The organism is Pseudomonas sp. S3E17 (genome assembly GCF_024168685.1).
GTDB lineage: Bacteria > Pseudomonadota > Gammaproteobacteria > Pseudomonadales > Pseudomonadaceae > Aquipseudomonas > Aquipseudomonas marginalis.
The window spans coordinates 1,072,829-1,094,009 of record NZ_JALJWE010000001.1 but is presented as its reverse complement, the minus strand read 5'-3'; the positions used below and the strand labels follow the sequence as shown (position 1 = coordinate 1,094,009).

Annotated in this window: 18 protein-coding genes; 11 read left to right on the top strand and 7 right to left on the bottom strand. The window is 61.7% G+C overall.

The genetic code is table 11. From position 1 onward, the window contains the following. The first annotated feature begins 133 nt into the window (after positions 1–133). From J3D60_RS04480 to J3D60_RS04460, 5 genes are all read left to right on the top strand, one after another. Positions 134–3,679 (top strand): hypothetical protein, encoded by a 3,546-nt coding sequence (locus tag J3D60_RS04480; protein ID WP_253490065.1) that lies wholly within the window; start codon positions 134–136, stop codon positions 3,677–3,679. Positions 3,680–3,943: 264 nt separating this feature from the next. Next, positions 3,944–4,309 carry a response regulator gene (locus J3D60_RS04475; protein ID WP_065941541.1) on the top strand — a complete coding sequence of 122 codons (366 nt, stop codon included), beginning with the start codon at positions 3,944–3,946 and terminating at the stop codon, positions 4,307–4,309. Between the two features lie 197 nt (positions 4,310–4,506). After that, a complete protein-coding gene (locus J3D60_RS04470) occupies positions 4,507–5,907 on the top strand; it encodes a DUF1254 domain-containing protein (RefSeq protein WP_253490063.1) in 1,401 nt (466 codons plus the stop codon). Between the two features lie 131 nt (positions 5,908–6,038). Beyond that, positions 6,039–7,586, top strand: coding sequence for a J domain-containing protein (locus tag J3D60_RS04465; RefSeq protein ID WP_253490061.1), 1,548 nt, complete (start codon positions 6,039–6,041; stop codon positions 7,584–7,586). Next, the gene (locus tag J3D60_RS04460; RefSeq protein ID WP_253490059.1) at positions 7,583–8,566 is read left to right on the top strand and encodes a DUF3829 domain-containing protein; all 984 of its coding nucleotides are present in this window, start codon (positions 7,583–7,585) and stop codon (positions 8,564–8,566) included. The genes J3D60_RS04465 and J3D60_RS04460 overlap by 4 nt, the downstream gene beginning before the upstream one ends. A gap of 3 nt (positions 8,567–8,569) precedes the next feature. Here the strand turns inward: J3D60_RS04460 and J3D60_RS04455 are convergent, their stop codons facing one another. Together J3D60_RS04455 and J3D60_RS04450 are read right to left on the bottom strand one after the other, a co-directional pair. After that, the gene (locus tag J3D60_RS04455) at positions 8,570–9,241 is read right to left on the bottom strand and encodes a DUF3313 domain-containing protein (protein ID WP_253490056.1); all 672 of its coding nucleotides are present in this window, start codon (positions 9,239–9,241) and stop codon (positions 8,570–8,572) included. 133 nt (positions 9,242–9,374) lie between these two features. Further along, entirely contained in the window at positions 9,375–9,869 is a 495-nt protein-coding gene (locus J3D60_RS04450; protein ID WP_253490055.1) for a hypothetical protein, read from the bottom strand. Between the two features lie 194 nt (positions 9,870–10,063). On the opposite strand from J3D60_RS04450, the gene ccoN reads away from it, so the two are divergent. The 3 genes from ccoN (at position 10,064) to J3D60_RS04435 (ending at position 12,485) form a co-directional block, all read left to right on the top strand. Beyond that, the gene (gene ccoN / locus J3D60_RS04445; RefSeq protein WP_253490054.1) at positions 10,064–11,491 is read left to right on the top strand and encodes a cytochrome-c oxidase, cbb3-type subunit I; all 1,428 of its coding nucleotides are present in this window, start codon (positions 10,064–10,066) and stop codon (positions 11,489–11,491) included. A gap of 1 nt (position 11,492) precedes the next feature. Then, the gene (locus J3D60_RS04440) at positions 11,493–11,702 is read left to right on the top strand and encodes a hypothetical protein (RefSeq protein ID WP_065941548.1); all 210 of its coding nucleotides are present in this window, start codon (positions 11,493–11,495) and stop codon (positions 11,700–11,702) included. 90 nt (positions 11,703–11,792) lie between these two features. Continuing rightward, on the top strand, positions 11,793–12,485 hold the full coding sequence (locus tag J3D60_RS04435) for an aspartate/glutamate racemase family protein (protein ID WP_115487298.1): 693 nt from the start codon (positions 11,793–11,795) through the stop codon (positions 12,483–12,485). On the opposite strand, the gene J3D60_RS04430 is transcribed toward J3D60_RS04435, so the two are convergent. The 4 genes from J3D60_RS04430 to J3D60_RS04415 all read right to left on the bottom strand — a co-directional run bounded on the left by J3D60_RS04430 (position 12,482) and on the right by J3D60_RS04415 (position 16,513). Then, positions 12,482–12,994 (bottom strand): GNAT family N-acetyltransferase, encoded by a 513-nt coding sequence (locus J3D60_RS04430; RefSeq protein WP_253490053.1) that lies wholly within the window; start codon positions 12,992–12,994, stop codon positions 12,482–12,484. The genes J3D60_RS04435 and J3D60_RS04430 overlap by 4 nt on opposite strands. Before the next feature lie 61 nt (positions 12,995–13,055). Next, positions 13,056–14,120 (bottom strand): DUF1176 domain-containing protein, encoded by a 1,065-nt coding sequence (locus tag J3D60_RS04425; protein ID WP_253490052.1) that lies wholly within the window; start codon positions 14,118–14,120, stop codon positions 13,056–13,058. A gap of 55 nt (positions 14,121–14,175) precedes the next feature. Further along, positions 14,176–15,315 (bottom strand): glycerate kinase, encoded by a 1,140-nt coding sequence (locus J3D60_RS04420; RefSeq protein ID WP_253490051.1) that lies wholly within the window; start codon positions 15,313–15,315, stop codon positions 14,176–14,178. A gap of 91 nt (positions 15,316–15,406) precedes the next feature. Further along, the gene (locus J3D60_RS04415; protein WP_065941553.1) at positions 15,407–16,513 is read right to left on the bottom strand and encodes a sugar diacid recognition domain-containing protein; all 1,107 of its coding nucleotides are present in this window, start codon (positions 16,511–16,513) and stop codon (positions 15,407–15,409) included. A 173-nt stretch (positions 16,514–16,686) separates the two neighbouring features. Between J3D60_RS04415 and J3D60_RS04410 the strand changes: the two genes are divergently transcribed. Beyond that, on the top strand, positions 16,687–17,997 hold the full coding sequence (locus J3D60_RS04410) for an MFS transporter (RefSeq protein WP_065941554.1): 1,311 nt from the start codon (positions 16,687–16,689) through the stop codon (positions 17,995–17,997). Positions 17,998–18,060: 63 nt separating this feature from the next. Here the strand turns inward: J3D60_RS04410 and J3D60_RS04405 are convergent, their stop codons facing one another. Then, positions 18,061–18,765: an SDR family oxidoreductase gene (locus tag J3D60_RS04405; RefSeq protein ID WP_253490050.1), complete on the bottom strand. Its 705-nt coding sequence runs from the start codon at positions 18,763–18,765 to the stop codon at positions 18,061–18,063. 101 nt (positions 18,766–18,866) lie between these two features. On the opposite strand from J3D60_RS04405, the gene J3D60_RS04400 reads away from it, so the two are divergent. Together J3D60_RS04400 and J3D60_RS04395 are read left to right on the top strand one after the other, a co-directional pair. Continuing rightward, entirely contained in the window at positions 18,867–19,769 is a 903-nt protein-coding gene (locus J3D60_RS04400; RefSeq protein WP_065941556.1) for a LysR family transcriptional regulator, read from the top strand. An 81-nt stretch (positions 19,770–19,850) separates the two neighbouring features. Beyond that, on the top strand, positions 19,851–20,861 hold the full coding sequence (locus J3D60_RS04395) for an aldo/keto reductase (protein WP_065941557.1): 1,011 nt from the start codon (positions 19,851–19,853) through the stop codon (positions 20,859–20,861). The last annotated feature ends 320 nt before the right edge of the window (positions 20,862–21,181 follow it).

The window sequence follows — 21,181 nt, the reverse complement described above, 5'->3', positions numbered from 1 at the left end:
TGCCACCGCCGATGCCCGACATTTATGGAACCAATGCCGGAGGAACACCTGGGTGCGTCCCCGACACTCAACAGAGGTCTGAGTCGGGTCCAGGGAGGACCAACAACCAAAGGTAATGAAGATGGCATCCTCAATGAGCCTCCAGCCACGGCCCCAGGTTATAGATCACTCCATTGCATCGACGCCTGCTCAGTCGCAGGCCACCCCTGGTAACACCCTGTCCATACACAGCGACCCAACTTCCACACCTGCACGACGCTCCTCGGATGAGTCGCTGCCTCTTTCACCACAAGCACGCGCACAGGCAAACGCACAGAACTGGAAAAACCTCGCGCACCAGCTCACCGAGGTGACGAAGAGCCTGGAAGAGGACGCGACTCCAGCAGCCGTGTTGTCACATTTGAAAACCACTCAAACAGTCATTGATCCACACTCGACCTTTCACGCGTCCGGCGCGCCGGGCAGCGACTCCACTGTCAACCTGGAAAGCTTTATCAAGCACCATGATTTACCTATCCCTGAAACCCGAGCCGACCTGGTTCACTTGGCTGATGCCGCGAACGCCCGCGCCCTGGAACCGCCGCTGGGTGATCTCGGTGGGGGCTTATCCTGGCCCCTTCCCCTGACCCTGGAACAACGGCACAAGATACGGGTCATCGTCGAGTCCAGCATCCTGCGCGGCAATATCCGGACCGAGCCCGCCTTACTCCGGGCGGAGCTGGCCAAAGGGGCGCTGGGTGCGCTTATCAAGGCCAGCGCTCTTTCGGAGGTCGAACTGCAAGACCCGGCCAGGGCGCTGGACACCCTGCTCAAGTCCCCGATGGCCCAGACAATAGGGCAAGGGATCCAGGACGGGCTGAATGGTATCGCCACGCCAGCCAGTATCAGCGATTACGTGTTGGCCGCCCTTCACATCGGTCTCGATCGTGAGTCCGTCGGGTTGCCTGTGAGAAATTCAATCGCCGGCTTTGACTTGGGCCATCAAGACTATTGGGGCCTGCCACCGTCAGCCATCGTCCAGGGGCTCAGTAAACATCTGGTGACTAAAGGCAGGGCCACGACGGCCACAGCCAAGCTGGCCACCCACCTGTTGCTGTCACGCATAGCGCCCCAGTTCCTGGTCAAGGACATTCCCGACACACTGGTGAACGGCAGCCAGGCCTGGGTGAGTTTCTGCCTTGCGGTGGCCAAGGTCGAAGCGAGTGCGCCGGGGACCGCATCGCAGATGAGCTACGGCCAGGTCATGAGTGCCGCACAAGCCTTGAATGGTCCTGCGGAACACGCCATCACGCCGTTGTTACTGGATTGGGGAGTGTCCAATGGTCTGGTCGAAAAGAAGGACGATGCCCTCTACACCCCTGAGGAAGTGGACAGCATCCGGACCGCGTTCAATGAGCAGTTAAGCGCCAGAATCAAGGCCTCCCAATTAATCACTGCCGAGATTCCAAGTAGAAAAGCCATCGCCCTGGAAAAACTCAAGGAGCATTTTGGTGAGCGCACGGACTTTGAGTCGAAAAGTCTCTCAACTGTCACCGATGACAAAGCCAAGCAACTGGATGGCAAGTACTCGATGCTGGACATGGCCATGATGGGCATCAACGTCAACTGGAAAACCGACGACCCTGACCTTCCGATCGATGTGATCAATCAGCAACCCCGGCTCAACGTCAATGGGATATTTCTAGAGCAATACGAATCGGCGATCAAATCACTCGAAGAAGGCATTCAGACCCAGGTAAAACACATGATTTCCGAGCTGCCACTGGACGATCGGAAAAACCTGGAGTTCGGTAAAATCGAATTATTTCAATACAACCAATACAAGATTGGAAGGGGTTTCATAAACCCGGCCACCTTCCAATCCAGGCTCAATGAATTGCTGGTAAGAACCGAAAGGCAGGTTGACGGAGAAACCCAGGTCAATGTTTATGAGATCGATATCCGGAACAAACGCATCGTCAAGCGACAGAGTGAGGCAGCCATTACGCGGGGTGGATGGCGCGACGCGAATATATCGACCGAAGTAGAAAAGTTCGCCCCTGAGCACAAGGACCGGCTCGAGCGAGAACAGCCGCCGGAGGACCCTTCTCGTCCCCCATCGAGTTTCACCTCTACCCGAACACACGACCTGGCAGGCGCTTTTTTTGAGCACCTTGGTATCAGGAACCAATGGCAGCAAGCCAGGGGAAGCACGACACTCGATCAGCAGAAAGAAAGTGATGAGCGACTCAAGCAGTTTTCTCTCAACTTGATTCCCTTGAGATCGGCCATTGTCAACTTTCGTGACGGTGACTATGAAGCCGGGCTTTTCGACCTCGGCCTGGATGCTCTCGGGCTGCTGACCATGGGTTACGGTGCTGCCGCAAAGCTCGCCAAGGTGGCTGCATCCTCGGCGTCCGCTGCCGTAAAGGCATTGCAGGCGGGTCGCATCATCGGCAGTAGCCTTATCAGCTCGCTCAACCCGTTGAGCGGAGTGAGGGGCGCGGCGACGGGAGCCGCCAAGCTCGCCACGCGCGGCGCAAGATTTCTCGGCGATTCCGGGCAGGTACTGATCAACAAGGTGCGTGGCGCATCCGGAAGCTATGACCTGTTGAAGGCCGCAAACAAGGAATACGGCACCGCAACCATCGGATCGTTCAAGGCTGCCGAGGGTAATATCGACGGGATCGCCGTACACCGGGACGGGAACTGGTATGCGTACGACGCGGTCAAGCAGCAACCCTTTGGCGCCCCCTTGCAAGACTTCACCCCCATTAATGGCAGGGTGACAACTATCAACGATGCTACCCCTCTGAACGGGTCTCATCATGAGGGGTTCAAGCAAAACCTGGAACGGGCGCAACAGCCGCAGAATCGTTCCGACTTAAATCGCGGCTACGACCATGGGGAAGTGACAAAACTTCGTAATTACCATTCCAATATCAGCGGCAGTGGTCTCATCGAGCTGATTTCCGACCCAAGCCTGACAGCGGAGGAGATTGGCATACTCGCCAAGCAAATAAAATTAAAGGCAATTGAGGAAGCCAAGTACGCCTCTCAACTGCTTAATGCCGACGTCAAGGCTCCGGGTGTGCAGTTGACTCCTGCCTCACAGCATCACTACCTCGCCCATGTCGACCCCGCGTCACGGGGCGAATGCGCCGCAATGGCAAATACGATGGCCATGGCTATCGAGCAAGGAAAGGAGGATCTATTCCTGACGAATCTTTACCGCGCAGCGGCCTCTCCGCTCACGCAGCAATCGCAAAAATTCATCAAGACGCTGAGGTCTTTCCAGGACGTCGCTGGTCATAAGATAAGTTATCACTTAGATCAACCCTTCAAGAAATTGAATGTCGCGCAGATCATTGAGGATCTCACCAACTCCCCTACATCGAAGACACTCAGAATCGGTGAAAAAGACCATGGATTAATTGCCGGCATCAGGGTCAAGGATGGGACTACGGATTGGTTTTTCTACGACCCAAACGCGGGATTGGTAAAGTTTCAAACATTGCAATCCATGCAAGAGGGATTGGATAAAGTGTTAAGTAGCGGATTGACTGCCCCAACACGAAATCCCTATGGCACAAAACGCGGGACGATCGAGTACAACGTCAGTGAGTTCCATTCTCGCGACGTGGTTTACGACAAGGTTGACGACTTGGCCGTAGCGCATCTGGTCTTTACGCCGCTATGAAGTACGGTTTCGGGCATTGAGTCCGCTGAGCCTCCTCGCCTCGTTTGAAGGCGTGAGGCTCAGGTGCGCGGCCAACACTGATGGGCCCCGTGCTCAACCAGACAAAAAATGCCCCTGCTTCTCTTTCCCAAACGGGACATTCTGGCCCGTTGCCGTCACAATACTCGCCTGCTGTGGGAACTTGCCGAGATTGACGCGACTCATTAGAGAATGGTCTTTCAACCGCTAAAGACCTGCACCTCCATTTTTTCGGGAACCCTCATTATGTCTTCAGCCCCCTCCACCCTCCTTGTCGTCGAAGACGATGCCATCGTGCGCATGTTGATCGTTGATGTGCTCGAAGAGTTGGAGTTCCTGGTGCTTGAAGCTGCAGACGCTGAAGAAGCCTTGAAGATTGTCGAAAATGCCGCGCAGCACCTCGACCTGATGATGACCGACGTCGGCCTGCCGGACATGGACGGCAAGCAATTGGCAGCCAAGGTGCGTGAAGTGCGGCCCACCCTGCCGATCCTGTTTGCCAGCGGCTATGCCGAGAACATCGATGTACCCGCCGGCATGCAGGTGATCGCCAAGCCGTTCTCCATCGATCAATTGCGCGATAAAGTCAAATCGATGCTGCCTTCCGCCTGACCCTCCTCTTTTACACAGTGCCGCCCATCAAGGCGGTTTTTTGTGCGTCTTTACTCACAGGTTCAAGCCGCCGTACGGGTCGGCATTGACGAGTTCGCATAATTCGCAGGGATTAACGTGACGTTCGGAAAATAAAACAGGAAACTCATCGCCTTTATTCCCCGTCAGTCAAACGCACTTTGGAAGGACGCGACAACATGATTGGAAAACCGACGCGCCTGCTGTTGGCGAGCCTCTCGATACTCATGAGTACCGGCGCCTGGGCCGATTTCACCGCCACCCCCAGCGAAGCCCGGGCCATCGCCAAGGAAGCCTACCTGTATGGCTACCCGGTGGTGGAGATGTACAAGACGCTCTACACCCAGGCCGTCGACAAGGGCGGCGCCAACTTCAAGGCGCCGTTCAACCATATCGGCAATACAGCTCAGGTGTTCACCCCCAAGGACACCGCGGTCGTCACCCCGAACCTGGACACGCCCTACTCCTTTGTCTGGCTGGACCTGCGCAGCGAGCCTCAGGTCCTGACACTGCCCAGGATCGAAGACAACCGTTATTACTCGGTGCAGTTGATCGACCTCTATACGCAGAACATCGCCTACCTGGGCACCCGCAGCACCGGCAACAACGGCGGCCACTACATGGTCGCCGGCCCTGACTGGAAAGGTCAGCAGCCGGTCAACGTGGACCGTGTGGTGTACAGCGAAAGCAACATCGCCTACGCCCTCTACCGTACGCAGTTGTTCGACGAGAAGGACCTGAACAAGGTCAAGCAGATCCAGAACGGCTACAAAGTACAGTCACTGAGCAGCTACGTGAAGCAAGCCGCGCCGGCCAAGGCTCCGAAAGTGGAGTGGCCCAAGCCCATGGCGACCATGACCGAAGGCCCGCAACTGTTTCGCTACCTGAACTTCATGCTGGCCTTCGCCGCGCCCCAGGACAGCGAGAAAGACCTGCTGGCGCGCTTCGCCAGGATCGGTATCGCCCCAGGCGCGCCCTTCAAGGTCAAGGCGTTGACCGCTGAACAGCGCAAGGCCCTGGAAGACGGTATCTCCGATGCCCGCGCCGAGTTTGCCGCGTTCAAAAAGGACAAGGTCGACACCCATCAGGTCTCCAGTGCCGATTTGTACGGCAGCCGCGACCACCTGAACAACAACTACCTGTACCGCTATGCCGGTGCGGACATGGGGATTTTCGGTAACTCCGGCGATGAGGTCGCGTACCTGAGCTACGTCATCGACAGCGAGGGCAAGCCTGCCAACGGCGCACGCCACAGCTACACCGTGCATTTCGCCAAGGACCAGTTGCCGCCAGCCGATGCGTTCTGGTCGCTGACCATGTACGACGCCAAGACCAAGCAGCTGGTGCCCAACCACAAGAAACGCTACCTGATCAACTCGCGCATGCTCTCCAGCCTTAAGCGGGACGCCGACGGTGGCCTGACCCTGGCTTTGCAGCACCACGAGCCACCGAAGGCCGAGCAGAGCAACTGGCTGCCGGCCCCACCGGGTCCGTTTTACGCCGTACTGCGGATTTATCTGCCCAAGCCTGAAGTGGGTAACGGCCAGTGGAAGCTGCCGCCGTTGACGCCACTGAAGTAACACCACGTGCCCGGTCGCCGCAGGGATGGACCGGGCCTGTCCTGCCGCGAGCGCTACCCCCTGATACCGCTGGTTTATCAACCCGTAAAACCGGTAATGTGCGCGCGATTGCCTAAGGAGTTGCACTGCGCATGACTTGCTGGAATGTCCTTGGCCTGGCGCCGGATGCCGATAGCCGCACGATCAAGCGCACCTATGCGGCGCTACTGAAGAAAACCCGGCCGGATGACGACCCCGAAGGTTTCCAGCGCCTGCGCGAAGCCTACGAGGCTGCGCTGGAGTGGAGCCAAAGCCGGCAGGACGCTGACGAAGTCGTTATCGAAACCCAGGGCGATAGCCTGGGCGTGCAGTATCAAGCGGCAATGACCAATGGCAGTGCGCTGCACTTTGAAATCCATCTATTGCTGCGCGCTATCGAGGGGCATCTCACCCCCGAAGAAGCCCGCTGGGCCTTTGAAACCTTCAACTGGCTGACGGCGTGGCAACGCCTGGAGTTGCCCGACGAGCTGATCGAAAAGCTCGAGCGCAAGCACCGCAGCGCCCTGCAGAACCCGTTGCGCCAGGCTCTGGAGCAACAGGACGACGCCGCGTTCCTGACTGCCTATGCCGCGCGCGCCGAGCATCCCTGGGTCAACAATCATCCCCATGCCGAGTGGTTCAACCAATGGCTGGCCCGCCTGTTGGCGCAGAATCACTACTGGTCGAGCACGGTCTTCGACGCGGTGTGCGCCGGCCAGCACTGGCATGGCGGCGCCGGTCATGACTGCCCGGCGCAAGATTGGGCGCGGCTGTTGCAACGCCAGCAAGGCCCGGTCTTCATGGCACGCCAACGGGCACTGGCAGCCGAAGCGCCCAACAGCCCGCAACAACGTGCCGCCCGGCTGCTATTGGCACCGATGAGCCTGGGTCAGCGCCGTGCCTTCGCCCAACGCTTCGATGAACATGACTGGAAAGCCTGCCAGGCACTCAGCGCAGATATCTACGCCGACCATGTGGCCGAAGCCGAAGCGATGCCCGGCGGTACCGTGTATTTCTGGCAAGGGTGGGACACGGCCATGGACACCTGGCCCTGGATTGTCGCACTGGTATTGAGCTGCCTGGTGGGCGTACTGGTGAATGCCGAGCCCCTGGCCGGCAATGTGCTGCCGTCCCTGGGCTACGGCCTGCTGTGGTCGTTGGGCGCCGTGATAGGTGCCGGATTGGCTTGGCAGGTCTGGCGCCCGCTGGCTCATCAGTACCGCGTGCTCGATGAACGACTCAGTGAGCGCCTGCCGCGCTGGTTCAGCCCTACTCACCTGCCGTTGTTGCCGATACGGGACCTGCTGCCAGGGCTGGCCCTTGCCGCAGCGCTGGGTTACGCGTTCGGCCCGTTTGCCAGCCTGGCGCTGGTCGCGACCCTGGCGGTTATCGGCGTGATCAAGCGGCCCTTCATGAACAGCCACACCCCCTGGACCGCCCGCCACCCACGCTGGACGGCCCTGGGCATGGTGCTGTTGGTCACCAGTGGGATTGTGCTGTGCGCCGGCTTGACGGTGCTCGACAACCAGCAATACGTGACCCGTAACCAGGGCCTGCAACAGTGGCCCGAACGCCTGTGCAGCCGCATGCCTCGCTCCGCCCCCGACTGTCAGGCGCCCGCCACCCAGGCACAGTGGTATGGCCAGGAGGCCGCGCAATGAATCCGAAATGGTTGTTACCCATCAGCCTGGTATTGGGCCTGGGATTGCTCGGTGTGGCCGGCGCCACCAAACCCCTGCAACGCGTGCAATTATGGCTCGACCAACGGGACAGCCCTTCCACCGCAACGGCCAGCGCACTGGCCCCGATCATTGACTGCGTGAACCGCATTGATCGCGATACGCGCCTGGCGTACTACCGTATGCGTTCGACACAGCCCGAAGCGCCCACCCAGGATAAGTTTGGCGACCGTGACGAGCCCGAGCCACGCCTTATCCAAGCGGCGGTCTGTTCGCAGCTGTACACACTCAAACTGGAGCGCCAGCAGCCCGGAAGCCACCTCGGTACTCTCGCCACGGTGTATGCCGACAAGCTGAATAAATTCACCTCGCTGGCGGACATGGTTGACCCGATACAAACCGAAGGTATGCCGTCGAACATGCGCCAGTTTGTGGCGCAGGCCATGAACAAGAGTCTGGAAGGGAAACTGGCTCAGCGGGGCGAAGAATACCTGCGGGCATCCGCCGAGTTACGCACCCAGTTGGAAAACGAAGACATCCATCTGCGTCCGGTACAACTGGCGCGAATCGAATCGCGCTTCGGCCGGGACCTGCATTGGCACCTGCTCAACCATATGATCGCGGCCCGCCAGGCGATGAACCGGATTGACCAGGGTGTCCGCGACGCCAGCCTGACGCCCCAGCAACTGCTCAGCTTGATCGAGACGCTGCAACAGGCCAGCGATGCCAGCAGGGACTTCCTGGTAAAAATGCCGCGCAGCAAACGTGAGGAGGAAGCCACTCACCTCTGGTACGCCACCCGCGCGTCAGCCGACGGGTACCTCCAGGCGTTGCGCACCCTGCATCAGCACTGGCGGGAACATGCCTCGCCGCAGCAACTCAGTGACGACTACTACGTCATCACCCGTCGCTACGACGCCCTGCTCAGCTACTACAACAAACCCGCCAGGAATGCGTTCTAGTCCCTAGTGTTTTTTCAGCTTCACATACGACTGATGCAAGTCCGACGCCCAGCCATCGATCACGCCTTTCACGTCATCGGCCTTCATCACCTGCGAGTCGTTGGACAGCGGCTTGCCCGTGCCCTTGCGCACCACTTGGGCGAGCACCTTGCCACTGGCACCGTCGAGGAACTGCGCCTCGGTGCCGAGGGTGGTTTCCTGGTCGCGGATGCCGGTACCGGTACTCACCGCTGCCGCCACCAGGGCCACGGGCACGAATTCATAGGGTTTGAGGCCTTCGGCCTTGCTGCTGACGGCGGTGATCGCCGCACGTACCACCATCACACCGGGGCCGGGCCCGTTGGCCAGGGGCAGTGATTTGCCCAGCTCACGCTTGAGCGCCTGGTTGAAGTAGGTGTTGATGCCATTGAGGGTGCTGTCGGGGATTTTCGTGGTGGCCTGGGGCTTGGGGTAGAACTGCGTCGGTTCGATATACACCGCGGTATAGCGGCTCAGGTCAAGTTGGGGGTCTACCCAGCGCATCACTTCGACCCCCGAAGGCGACTTGGCTTCCTTGAGTTGGCTGTAGTCGGACAGAAAGCCTGAGTACTCGTCCGGTTGGGTGACCTTGCTGGCGCAGCCGGCCATTGCGATGGAAGCCACGCACAGCGTACTGATCATTAGCCTTAGTTTCATCATTGAACTCCCTGGCGATCATCATCGAAACATGGAGCTGTAGGTATAGCCAATCCTGGGCAAAAAATGCGTATTTCCACCCAGTGTTTGACACACCGGCGTCCCCATCGACGTTGCGCGAAGCGGGAGTCCCTCAGCCGCGTTCGCGCGGAATCAGGCTCTGCAACTGCGAGGCCAGGAAATTGGCGTCGAAGCCAAAGGTGTCCGGGTCTTTGAGGCCATTGGTTTTCTTCCACAGCCAGTCGTTTTTGTCGGCCGGCAGCACCAGCGACACGCTGCCGTGGCGGGCAGCGGTCAAGCCCATCACCGACACGGAGATCAAGCCGCCCACGCCCATGACTTCAGGCACGAACTCCACGGTCTTGCCAGTGATCTGCACCAGCAGCTTTTCAGTCTTGAAAGTCGAGGTTTCCACCGGCACGCCCGGCCCGCTGGCGACATAGGCTTCACGGTGCACCTCAAGCAGGCCGACGCTCTTGACCGGCTCCAGCCATTGCTCGATCTGCCCGAACAGCTCGTCGAGCTTGTGCGTCCAGCGCGCCGACTGCACATCGAACTGTTGCTTCTTGTGCGCTTCGCTATCGGCGTAATGACGAAGCATCTCGCCCAGTTGCTGTACATCGTCCATTGCAGATTTCCTTGGGTGTGCCAGGTTGCGATGCCCGATCATGGCAGATGCGGCCACTCACCGTACGATTAACGCTGACAGGCCAGTGGGCCTGCTTGTCGACTGATCCGCTGTAATGAGCTTTTTCTGAGCCTGTTTTGTTTTTCCCGCGTTTCCTACAGTGCCCGCCACTTGGAGCCGTGGGAGGACTGAGCATGAACACAGCAACAACCGGGCAGGCCTACAACTATAAAGTCGTCCGCCAATTCGTGATCGCCACCCTGGTGTGGGGCGTGGTGGGCATGGCCATGGGCGTGTGGATCGCTTCGCAACTGGTCTGGCCGCAGATGAACCTGGACCTGCCCTGGACCACGTTCGGCCGGTTGCGGCCGTTGCACACCAGCCTGGTGATCTTTGGCTTCGCCGGCAGTGCGCAATTTGCCGCCAGCTACTATGCGGTGCAACGGACCTGCCAGGTGCGCCTGTTTTCCGACCGTCTCGCCGCGTTTACCTTCTGGGGCTGGCAGTCGGTGATCGTGATCATGCTGGTCAGCCTGCCCCTGGGCTACACCACCACCAAGGAATACGCCGAGATCGAGTTTTCCGGCGCGGTGTGGATGACCGTGGTGTGGGTGGCCTACGCCATTGTGTTCTTCACCACGGTGGTAAGGCGCAAGACCCAACATATCTATGTGGGCAACTGGTTTTTCGGCGCGTTTATCCTGGTGATCGCCATGTTGCACGTGGTCAATCACCTGGCGATCCCGGTGGATTGGTTCAAGTCCTACCCGGTGTATTCCGGCGCGACCGATGCCATGGTGCAGTGGTGGTACGGGCATAACGCCGTGGGCTTTTTCCTGACCACCGGTTTCCTGGGGATGATGTATTACTTCGTACCCAAGCAGGTGGGCCGGCCGGTGTACTCCTATCGCCTGTCCATCGTGCACTTCTGGGCGCTGATCACCCTGTACATCTGGGCCGGCCCGCACCATTTGCACTACACCGCCTTGCCCGATTGGGCGCAGTCACTGGGCATGGCGATGTCGCTGATCCTGCTGGCCCCGAGCTGGGGCGGCATGATCAACGGCATGATGACCTTGTCCGGTGCCTGGCATAAGCTGCGCACCGACCCGATCCTGCGTTTCCTGGTGCTGTCCCTTGCGTTCTATGGCATGTCGACCTTCGAAGGCCCGATGATGGCGATCAAGACCGTCAACGCCCTCTCCCACTACACCGACTGGACCATCGGCCACGTACACGCCGGCGCCCTGGGCTGGGTGGCGATGATCACCTTTGGCTCGCTGTACCACATGATCCCCCAGCTGTTCGGCCGCGAGCAGATGCACAGCGTGGCGCTGATCAACCTGCACTTCTGGCTGGCAACCATCGGCACGGTGCTGTACATCGCGTCGATGTGGGTCAACGGCATTACCCAAGGCCTGATGTGGCGAGCGGTGAACGACGACGGCACCCTCACCTACTCGTTTGTCGAAGCCTTGCAGGCCAGCCATCCGGGGTTTGTGGTGCGGTTTGCGGGGGGCGTGTTTTTCCTCACGGGCATGTTGCTGATGGCCTACAACACTTGGCGCACGGTGCGGGTCGCAGACTTGAACGTGGCCCGGCTCGATGCGCGGATCGCCTGATATGTGGAGCGTGCTGATCGTGGTGTGCCTGTACGCTGCGGTGGAGTATTGCCTGCGCGGGCAGTCCGAGACGAGCCTGGACGAAGCCAGCATGTTGCCGTTCGCCGACGACCCGGAGGTGGCGCGGCGCGTGGAGCAGGCCACGGGCAAACCCATCCACGCCATTGCCGCGGAGCAACCCCGGCCGGGATGGGTTAACCTGGACATGTGAAACTGCTCCGGTCATTTGGCGGGCAACTGCGTATGACTATTCAGCGGCCGATGGGTAAGGTGAAGCGACCTTCCCTGTCAGGAGCATCGCATGCGCACCATCGGCCTTATCGGCGGCATGAGCTGGGAGTCCAGCGCCGAGTACTACCGCATCATCAACCAACGCGTGCGCGACCAGCTCGGCCCGCTGCGCTCGGCACAGCTGTTGATGTACAGCGTGGACTTCGGCCCGGTGGAACAGGCCCAGCACGCCGGGCGCTGGGATGACACCGCGCTGATCCTGGAAGACGCCGCGCGCCGTTTGCAGGCCGGCGGTGCCGAGTGTGTAGTGCTGTGTACCAACACCATGCATTTGGTGGCGCCGCGTATCGAGGCGGCGGTGTCGATTCCCTTCCTGCATATCGCCGATGCGGCCGCTGCGGCGGCGGTGGCAGCCGGCACCCTGACCGTCGGCTTGCTCGGCACCGCGTTCACCATGGAGCAGGATTTTCTCACGTCACGCCTGGCCGCCCAGGGCCTCACCGTGCTGGTGCCGGACGCGGAGGAACGCCGCGCCGTGCACCGGATCATCTATGAGGAGTTGTGCGTCGGCGTGATCAGCGATGCATCACGCCAGGTTTACCTGCGGGTCATCGAGTCCCTGGCCGCACGGGGTGCCCAGGCGGTCATCCTCGGCTGCACGGAAATCAGCCTGCTGGTCAAGCCCGAACACAGCGACCTGCCGCTGCTGGACACCACCGAGCTGCATGCGCAGGCTGCGGTGGCGTTTGCGCTCGCGGATTAAGCTGACTGGCGCAGGCGCGCCATGCTCAGGGTGTCGACAAACACCCCATCGCGCAGGGCGTAGTCACGCAAGCGCCCTTCGACCTCGAAGCCGAACTTGCGGTACAGGTGATGCGCGGCTTCGTTGTCGGCGTACACCGTGAGTTCCACCCGGTGCAGGTTCATCCAGTTGTCGGCCACGTCCAGCGCGGCCGTCAACAGCCGAGAGCCTACGCCCTTGCCCTGCCAGGCCGTCGCCACACCCATGCCGAACGAACCGACATGGGCCTGGCGTACGCGCAGGTACTGTTCCAGGCCCAGTTGGCCGATCACCTCGCCGCCGTGCACCGCCACCAGTTGAAGGCGCCGCTCGTTGTCCATCACCAGGCGCTTGCGCCACGCCTCGACCGACTGGAACGGCATCTGCAGCACCTGCCGGCACACGGCCGGTTCGTTATAGAGCGCCGCGACACCTTCAAGGTGGGCCTCGGTAAAGCGCTGGATCACGATATGGGGTTCAGGTGCGTGCATGGGGTTTCATCCTTTGAAAGACACGTGGCCGGCCAGTGTAGAGGCCATGCCTGCTCCCTGGCTAGGACGCCGGCACGGTCGTCCATAACGACGGCCAGTCGCCGTAACCGACACCGGTGCAGCGCGGCATCCTATGAAACTCACTGAGCTGGAACGCCTTGCCGTCAAACACCCAGACACCACCACCGCCACAGTCACCGATGCCGCGCTGCTTGTAGAAATAACTCAAGGTGCCGGTGGCTTCGTCATAGCCCACCGAGCCTTGCAGCGCAGCGCCGTCCAACGGCAAGGGCTCAAGCGCCAGCGGCGTTTGCGCATAGGGCGCCTGACGCTGGCGGCTGACCACGTCGAACTCACAGTTGTAGGCCGCGCAGTCGTAACGCACCACCGTCATCGCCTGTTGCGCCGTCAGCGCCCCGGCCTTTGCCTCGGGCTCACCCTCCTCCGGCGTCACGGCCTGCAATGCGGCGGCCACCAGGCCGGCCTGTTCCTGCGCGGTCAACGCCGGCGGCGCAGGGAACTTGCGCAGCACCGGTGTCGGCAAACGTGGCGGCACCTCACGGGCCGGCGCTTTTCCGGGGCGTGCCAGGGCCGTCACGTTATCCACCCGCCCCTGCACCGCATCCATCAACAGCAGCGAAGCGCTCAGGCCGCTCAGCGACACATGGGCCTGCTCATCGCCCGGCAATTGCAGGCGCTGGCCATTGCGCAAACGCTGCAACCAGCGCCGCGCCGCAGCGTCCTCGATCACGCCATAAGACTGCACTTCGGGATCGCCGCCCTGATCGTCCAGTTCCACATGCAGATCCCGGGTCAGCTCCAGGCCCAGCGGCTGGCCGTCCAACAGCAAGGTCGAAAGATCCAGCGCTTCGCCGCGGTGGTCGAAGCGCAGGCGCAGATACCCTTCGGGACCGGCCTGATGCCAGATATGCAAGGTCAGGGAGCTGTAGTCTTCTTCATCGACGCCACTGGGCGCGCTGAGGGCATGGCAATTGCGCAGGTTATCGCACCCGGTGACCCAGTTCTTGATTTCCCGCAGCAGCGGTACGGTTTCAGCGGGCGGTTGAGCGAAGGCCTGGGTGGCGCTGCCGGTCAGCAGCAGGGCGAGGAGTACGGGGCGCAGCATGGGGACTCTCCGTGTCGAAAAATGACGCGGATTGTCCCATGTTCGACGTGATGCGTCAGCGCTTGGCCGCCACACGCCACACCCGCGCAATATCCGCCGCGCGCTCGCGCAGCAAACGCGGTGCCTCGCTGCAGGCCTGCTCCAGGCCCATCGGGCCGCTCGGCAAGGCAAACGCCGCTACCACGCCATGGGCATACATCTGCTCGTAGCCGTCGCCCAGGGTGCCGGCGATGACGACCACCGGGACGCCATGTTGCCGGGCGATGCGGGCCACGCCGAAGGGGGTTTTGCCGCGCAGGGTCTGGGCGTCGAAGCGGCCTTCGCCGGTGATGACCAGGTCGGCGCCGCGTACGGCTTCGTCAAGTCCCACCAATTCGGCGACGACTTCCACGCCCGCGCGGAACTGCGCGCCGAGGAACGCCTTGGCGGCGAAACCCAGGCCGCCGGCGGCGCCGCTGCCGGGCTCGTCGCGCACGTCCTTGGGCAGGACGTTGGCGCAGTGATCGGCGAAGTGGCCGAGGGCGGCGTCCAGTTGTTGTACCTGCTCGGGGTTGGCGCCTTTTTGCGGGCCGAATATCGCCGAGGCGCCGTGGGGGCCGCACAGCGGGTTGTTCACATCGGCGGCGATTTCAAAGCGTACCTGGGCCAGGCGCGGGTCGAGTTTTTCCAGGTTGATACGTGCCAGTCGTGACAAGGCCAGGCCTCCCGGCGGCAAGGCCTGATCCGCAGCGTCGAACAGTTGCACGCCCAGGGCCTGCATCGCCCCCGCGCCGCCGTCGTTGGTGGCGCTGCCGCCAATCGCCAGGATGATGCGCCGGGCACCCAGGTCCAGGGCCGCGCGAATCAGCTCGCCGGTGCCGTAGGTGCTGCTGGTGCACGCATCGCGCTGGCCTGGCGCTACCAATTGCAGGCCGCTGGCTTCGGCCATTTCGATGATCGCGGTGTGGCTGTCGGCCAGCCAGCCCCAACGTGCTTCCACCGCGGTGCCCAAAGGCCCGCGCACCGCCTGGCGGCGCAATTGGCCGTTACAGGCGGCGAGCACCGCGTCCACCGTGCCTTCACCACCGTCCGCCATCGGGCACTGGATCAGCTGTGCGTCCGGCCAGACTTGCGCCAACCCTGCGGCAATGGCCTGGGCGACGCCCTCGGCACTCAGGCTGTCCTTGAACGAGTCGGGGGCGATGATGACTTTCATGGGCTTTCTCCGGTTTTTATCACGCCCATGCTGCCAGTTGGCACCGCCGCTGACGCCGGTCCGATGCACAAGTACGAGTAAGGTTTGTTGTTCATTCCGACAAAGCCTGGGGCAATAGCTGCACGCCGAGGTACAGCGCCAACATGCCATCCAGGGTCAGCGGGTCGACGCCGCTGAGTTCGGCGATGCGCTCCATACGATAACGCAGGCTGTTGCGGTGAATGCCGAGGGCGTCGGCACAGGCCTGGCTTTGCCCGTCGTGTTCGCACCAACTGCGCAGCGTGGCCAGGAGTTGGCCGTTGCTGTCCTTGGCCAGCACCTTGCGCAAGGGGTTGAGCAGTTCGTCGAGGGCATCGTCGTTGCGATGACGCCAGAGCATCACGGGCAGGCGGTAGCGGTTGAGGGTCAACAGCCGCGAGTGCGGCAGTACATCGCGACCGTAGGCCAGCAAATCGCCGACGCGACGATAACAACGGCGCAGCCCCGCCAGCCCATCGGCCTGCCCGCCCACCGCCACACGCAGGATATTCCAGCCCAGGCCTTCGAGTTTTTCCAACAGGCGCGGATTGTCGACGGGCACGGCGGCAGGCCGGCACCACAACAGGGAAAACTGCGCCGAGCTGACACACCAGCTGTCCGGGTAACGCGACGTCAACCAGGTACTCAAGGCCTCCGCTGATTGCCCCGCGCCCAGTTCGAACAGGTACGGCGTGCGCGCCAGCTGCGGCTTGAGGCCCAATTGCCGGGCTTCATCAATCAGACGCGGTGAGTCGCCACCGTCGGCCAGCAACAAGGCCAACAGATCGTCGCAGCGCTGGCGCCGCCACTGTTGCTCGACCTGCTGATGCCGGTGACTGACCAGCATCTCGGCGGTCATGCGCACCAGCTCGGCGTACGTGCGCAAGCCCTCCGGCTCGCCAGTGATACCCAGCACGCCAATCAAGCGCTGATCGTGCATCAGCGGCAGGTTGATGCCCGGCTGCACGCCCTTGAGGTGCTTGGCGGTCTGCCCGTCGATCTCGACCACGCGACCGTTGGCCAGCACCAATTGTGCGCCTTCGTGGCGGGTGTTGATGCGCTCGGGCTCGCCGCTGCCGAGGATCAGGCCCTGGCTGTCCATGACGTTGACGTTATAGGGCAGGATCGCCATGGTGCGATTGACGATATCCTGCGCCAGGTCATGATCCAGCTCGAACATGCGGCCATCTCCTTGAAAGAAAGTCCTTGAAAGCGTGGTTGTTCATCGGCACAGCGCAAAGCATGCATCACTGTGCGCAAGCACAAAGACAGCACCCCGCCACGTGGCCGAGACTCATTGGGCGATCAACGTTACCTTCGCATCGCGAAAAATCATAATAAAGAGAGACTCCCATGTCACAGAGCGCCGCTGTCACACTGGCCACCGATGACGATAAAAACGCCATCTACAAGCGCATTACCCTGCGCCTGATCCCCTTCATTTTCATCTGCTATCTGTTCAACTACCTCGACCGGGTCAACGTTGGCTTTGCCAAGTTGCAGATGCTCGATGCGCTGAAATTCAGCGAAACCGTGTACGGCCTGGGTGCCGGGATCTTCTTTATCGGCTACGTGCTGTGTGGCGTGCCGAGCAACCTGGCGCTGACCAGATTCGGTCCACGGCGCTGGATTGCCTTGATGATGATCGTCTGGGGCACGCTGTCCACCTGCCTGTTGTTCGTCACCACGCCGACGCACTTTTACACCTTGCGCCTGTTTACCGGTGCGGCTGAAGCCGGCTTCTTTCCGGGTGTGGTGCTGTACCTCTCGCAGTGGTTCCCGACGTTTCGCCGTGGGCGGATCATGGCGCTGTTCATGTCGGCGATCCCGGTGTCCGGTTTGCTCGGCAGCCCGTTTTCCGGCTGGATCCTCAACCACTTCGCCGCCGGCCAGGGCGGCCTGGCAGGCTGGCAATGGATGTTCCTGCTGCAAGGCATCCCGACCGTGATCCTCGGCGCCCTCGCCTACTTCCTGCTCAGCGACAGCTTTGCCCATGCCAAGTGGCTCAAGCCCCACGAACGCGCCGTGCTGGAAGCCGACCAGGCCACCGACCTGGCCAACAAGCCGAAAACCACCACCGATTCACTCGCCGAAGTGTTCAAGAACCCGGCGATCTGGGCGTTCGGCCTGATCTACTTCTGCATCCAGAGTGGCGTATACGCCATCAACTTCTGGCTGCCGTCGATCATCAAGAACCTGGGCTTCAGCGATAACCTGGTGATCGGCTGGCTCAGTGCGATTCCGTACCTGCTGGCAGCGGTGTTCATGTTGCTGGTGGGCCGCTCGGCGGACTTGCGCAAGGAGCGTCGCTGGCACTTGGTGGTGCCGATGCTGATGGGCGCCATCGGCCTGGTGATCGCGGTGAACTTCGCCACCACGCCGGCCATCGCCATCCTCGGCCTGACCATCGCCACCATGGGCGCCCTCACCGGCCTGCCGATGTTCTGGCCGGTGCCGACCGCCATGCTCAGCGCAGGCGCAGCCGCCGGCGGCCTGGCGCTGATCAACTCCATGGGCCAGATGGCCGGCTTCCTCAGCCCGTATATCGTCGGTTTTGTGAAGGATACCACCGGGTCCACGGATGTGGCGCTGTACCTGCTGGCGGCGGTGATTGTGGCGGGCAGTGTGCTGGCGTTGCGGATGACGCGGACCTTGAAGGTATAACGCGGTCCATGTGGGAGGGCGGTGCGTCGATTCGACTTGCCCCCTCCCACAATGGGTCTGCGTTTACAGCAGGCCGCCGCCGTTGATATCAATGACAGCACCGGTCATAAACCCATTTTCCATGGCCAGCACATACCCCGCCGCCACGTCCTCGGCCTGCCCCACACGCCCCACCGGCAGCGCGTCCCCCGCCTTGGCCAACATCGCCAGGCGCTGGTCCTCGGCCAACCCCGCATACGCCGGGGTATCAATCACACCAGGGCTAACCACGTTGACCCGACGCGGTGCCAATTCTTTTGCCAACTGCTTGCCCAGGGCTTCAGTGGCGGCGTTGATACCGACTTTGATGAACTGCCCCGGCACCCATTTACGCCCCAGTTGCCCGGAGGTCAGGCTGATGCTGCCGTGCTCATCGAGGAAAGGCAGCGCGTGCTGGATCGCCCGCAAGGCGCCCCAGAGTTTCACGTTGAAGTTGTCCTGAGCATCGCCCAGGTCGGTTTCGGTCAGGGCCTTGGCGCGTACCGAGGGGCCGGAGGTGTACACCAGATGGTCAAACCGCCCGACGGTTTCGAACAACCGTTGCAGGGACGCGGCATCGGTGACGTCCACCGGTTCGCTGCGCAGGCCGTTGTCGCGGCCTGACGATAACCGCCGCCCCGCCAGCACCACCTGGGCACCGCGTGCAGCAGCGGCCTTGGCCACGGCTGCACCGATGCCGCTGCTGCCGCCGATGACGATGACCGTTTTGCCGTTGAGTGAGGAATTCATGGGGTAGTGTCCTGGGTCAGAAAGTGAGCGTTCATCTTCCCAGCTTGGCAATCGGCGAAAAATCCCGGTAAAACGACAAGATCTTTAAAGGATTTTTACAAATGAGCTCAATCCTCGACCTTGAAGTGTTCGCGCGCACCGCCGACACCGGCAGCCTGTCTGCCGCCGCACGCGGGCTCGGCCTGACCCCCGCAGCGGCCAGCATTGCCCTCAAGCGCCTGGAAACCCGCTTGGGTACCCGCCTGCTGGCACGCTCCACCCGCAGCATGCGCCTGACCGAAGAAGGCCGGCGTTACCTCGACAGCGTGCGCGAGGCCCTGGCCGCCTTGGCCGAAGGCGAGCAAGCGCTCAAGCAGCAGAGCCAGGGCCTGACCGGCTTGTTGCAGTTGGCCGCACCCTCGGATTTCGGCCGCAATGTGGTACTGGGCTGGCTGGATGAGTTCAAGCTGGAACACCCGCACATCCGCCTGCAACTACTGCTCAACGACAGCAATGCCGACCTGTTCCGCGACACCGTCGACATCGCCCTGCGCTTCGGCGTCCCACGGGATTCCAGCCTGGTGGCGCTGCCGGTGGTGCCCGATCACCAACGCCTGCCCTGCGCCAGCCCCGACTACCTGGCGCGCCACGGCACGCCGCACACCCCGGCGGAGTTGGCGCAACACAATACGCTGCGGTACATGCGCCAGGGCCGGGCCAACAGCACCTGGTACTTTCGCCAGGGCACCACGTTGCAGGAAGTGGAAGTGACGGGCGACTACCTGAGCGATGACGGCGAGATTGTGCGGCGCTGGGCACTGGCCGGCCACGGCATTGCCTACAAAGCCAACCTCGACATCGCCCGGGACCTCAAGGCCGGACGGCTGGTGCACCTGCTGCCGGACTGGCAGGGCGAACCCACGCCGTTCAACCTGATGTGCCCGCACCGCCTGCAAGTGTCGGAGCGGGTGAAAGTGCTGCACCGGTTTCTGCAAGTGCGTTGCCAGGCCTTGCTGAGTGCATGAAGAAACGCGCGCAGGGCTTGTTCCAGAGCCTGCGAGTCTGGTATTGCATAGGGCACGTCTCACTGCCGCAAGGAGCTTTGCATGATTTACCGCACATTGGGCCAGTCCGGTTTGAAGGTCAGCGCCTTGACCCTGGGCACCATGATGTTTGGCGAACAGACCCACACCGAGGACTCGCTGCGCATCATCGACAAGGCCTGGGACCAGGGCATCAATTTCATCGATACGGCGGATGTCTACACCGGCGGGCGCTCCGAGGAAATCGTCGGCGAGGCCATCGCTCGCCATCGTCAGGATTGGGTGGTGGCGTCGAAAGTCGCCATTGGCCCCACCGAGGGCCTGCCCAACCGCAGTGGCCTGAGCCGCAAGCGCATCTTCAACGCGCTGGAAGCCAGCCTCACCCGCCTCGATACCGACTACCTCGACATCTACTACCTGCACCGCGAAGATCACGACACCCCGCTGGAGGTGACGGTATCGGCCATCGGCGACCTGATTCGCCAGGGCAAGATCCGCTACTGGGGCCTGTCCAACTATCGCGGCTGGCGGATTGCCGAGGTGATCCGCGTCGCCGAGCGCCTGGGCGTGGACAGGCCGGTGATCAGCCAGCCGTTGTACAACATCGTCAACCGCCAGGCTGAAGTCGAACAGATCACCGCCGCTGCCGCGTACGGCCTGGGCGTGGTGCCTTACAGCCCACTGGCGCGCGGCGTGCTCAGCGGCAAGTACGCACCGGACGTGACACCCGAAGCCGGCAGCCGTGCGGCACGCCAGGACAAGCGCATCCTGGAAACCGAATGGCGCGTGGAGTCGTTGCGCATCGCCCAGCAGATCCAGCAATACACCCAGGGCCGTGGCGTGGGGATTGTCGAGTTTGCCATCGCCTGGGTGCTGAATAACGCGGCGGTGAGCTCGGCGATCGTGGGGCCGCGCACTGAGGCGCAGTGGGACGCCTACACCGGCGCGCTGGACGTGAAGATCACGGCTGAGGATGAAGCGTTCATTGATTCGTTGGTAACGCCGGGGCATTCCTCTACGCCGGGGTTCAATGATGTGGGCCATTTTGTCTCGGGCCGAGTGGCGCGCGCATAGCCTGATTGACCAAGTAAGGGTTGCGCAGCGGCCTTGCTGTGGTGAGCGGGCTTGCCCCGCGCTGGGCTGCGCAGCAGCCCTTTAAAGCCGTCGCGTTTTTCCAGGAAACCCTTGTCGCCAGTTATTGGGGCTGCTTCGCAGCCCAGCGCGGGGCAAGCCCGCTCACCACAACAACCACAACAACAACCACAACAACCACAACAACCACCACCACAACAACACCCCGACTGCCCCAACCAAGCAGACCCAGACAGCGGCAGCGAGACATTTTCCTGAAAAGCGCCCCAAAACAGCGCACCCTTCCCGCTTCAAAAGCACCA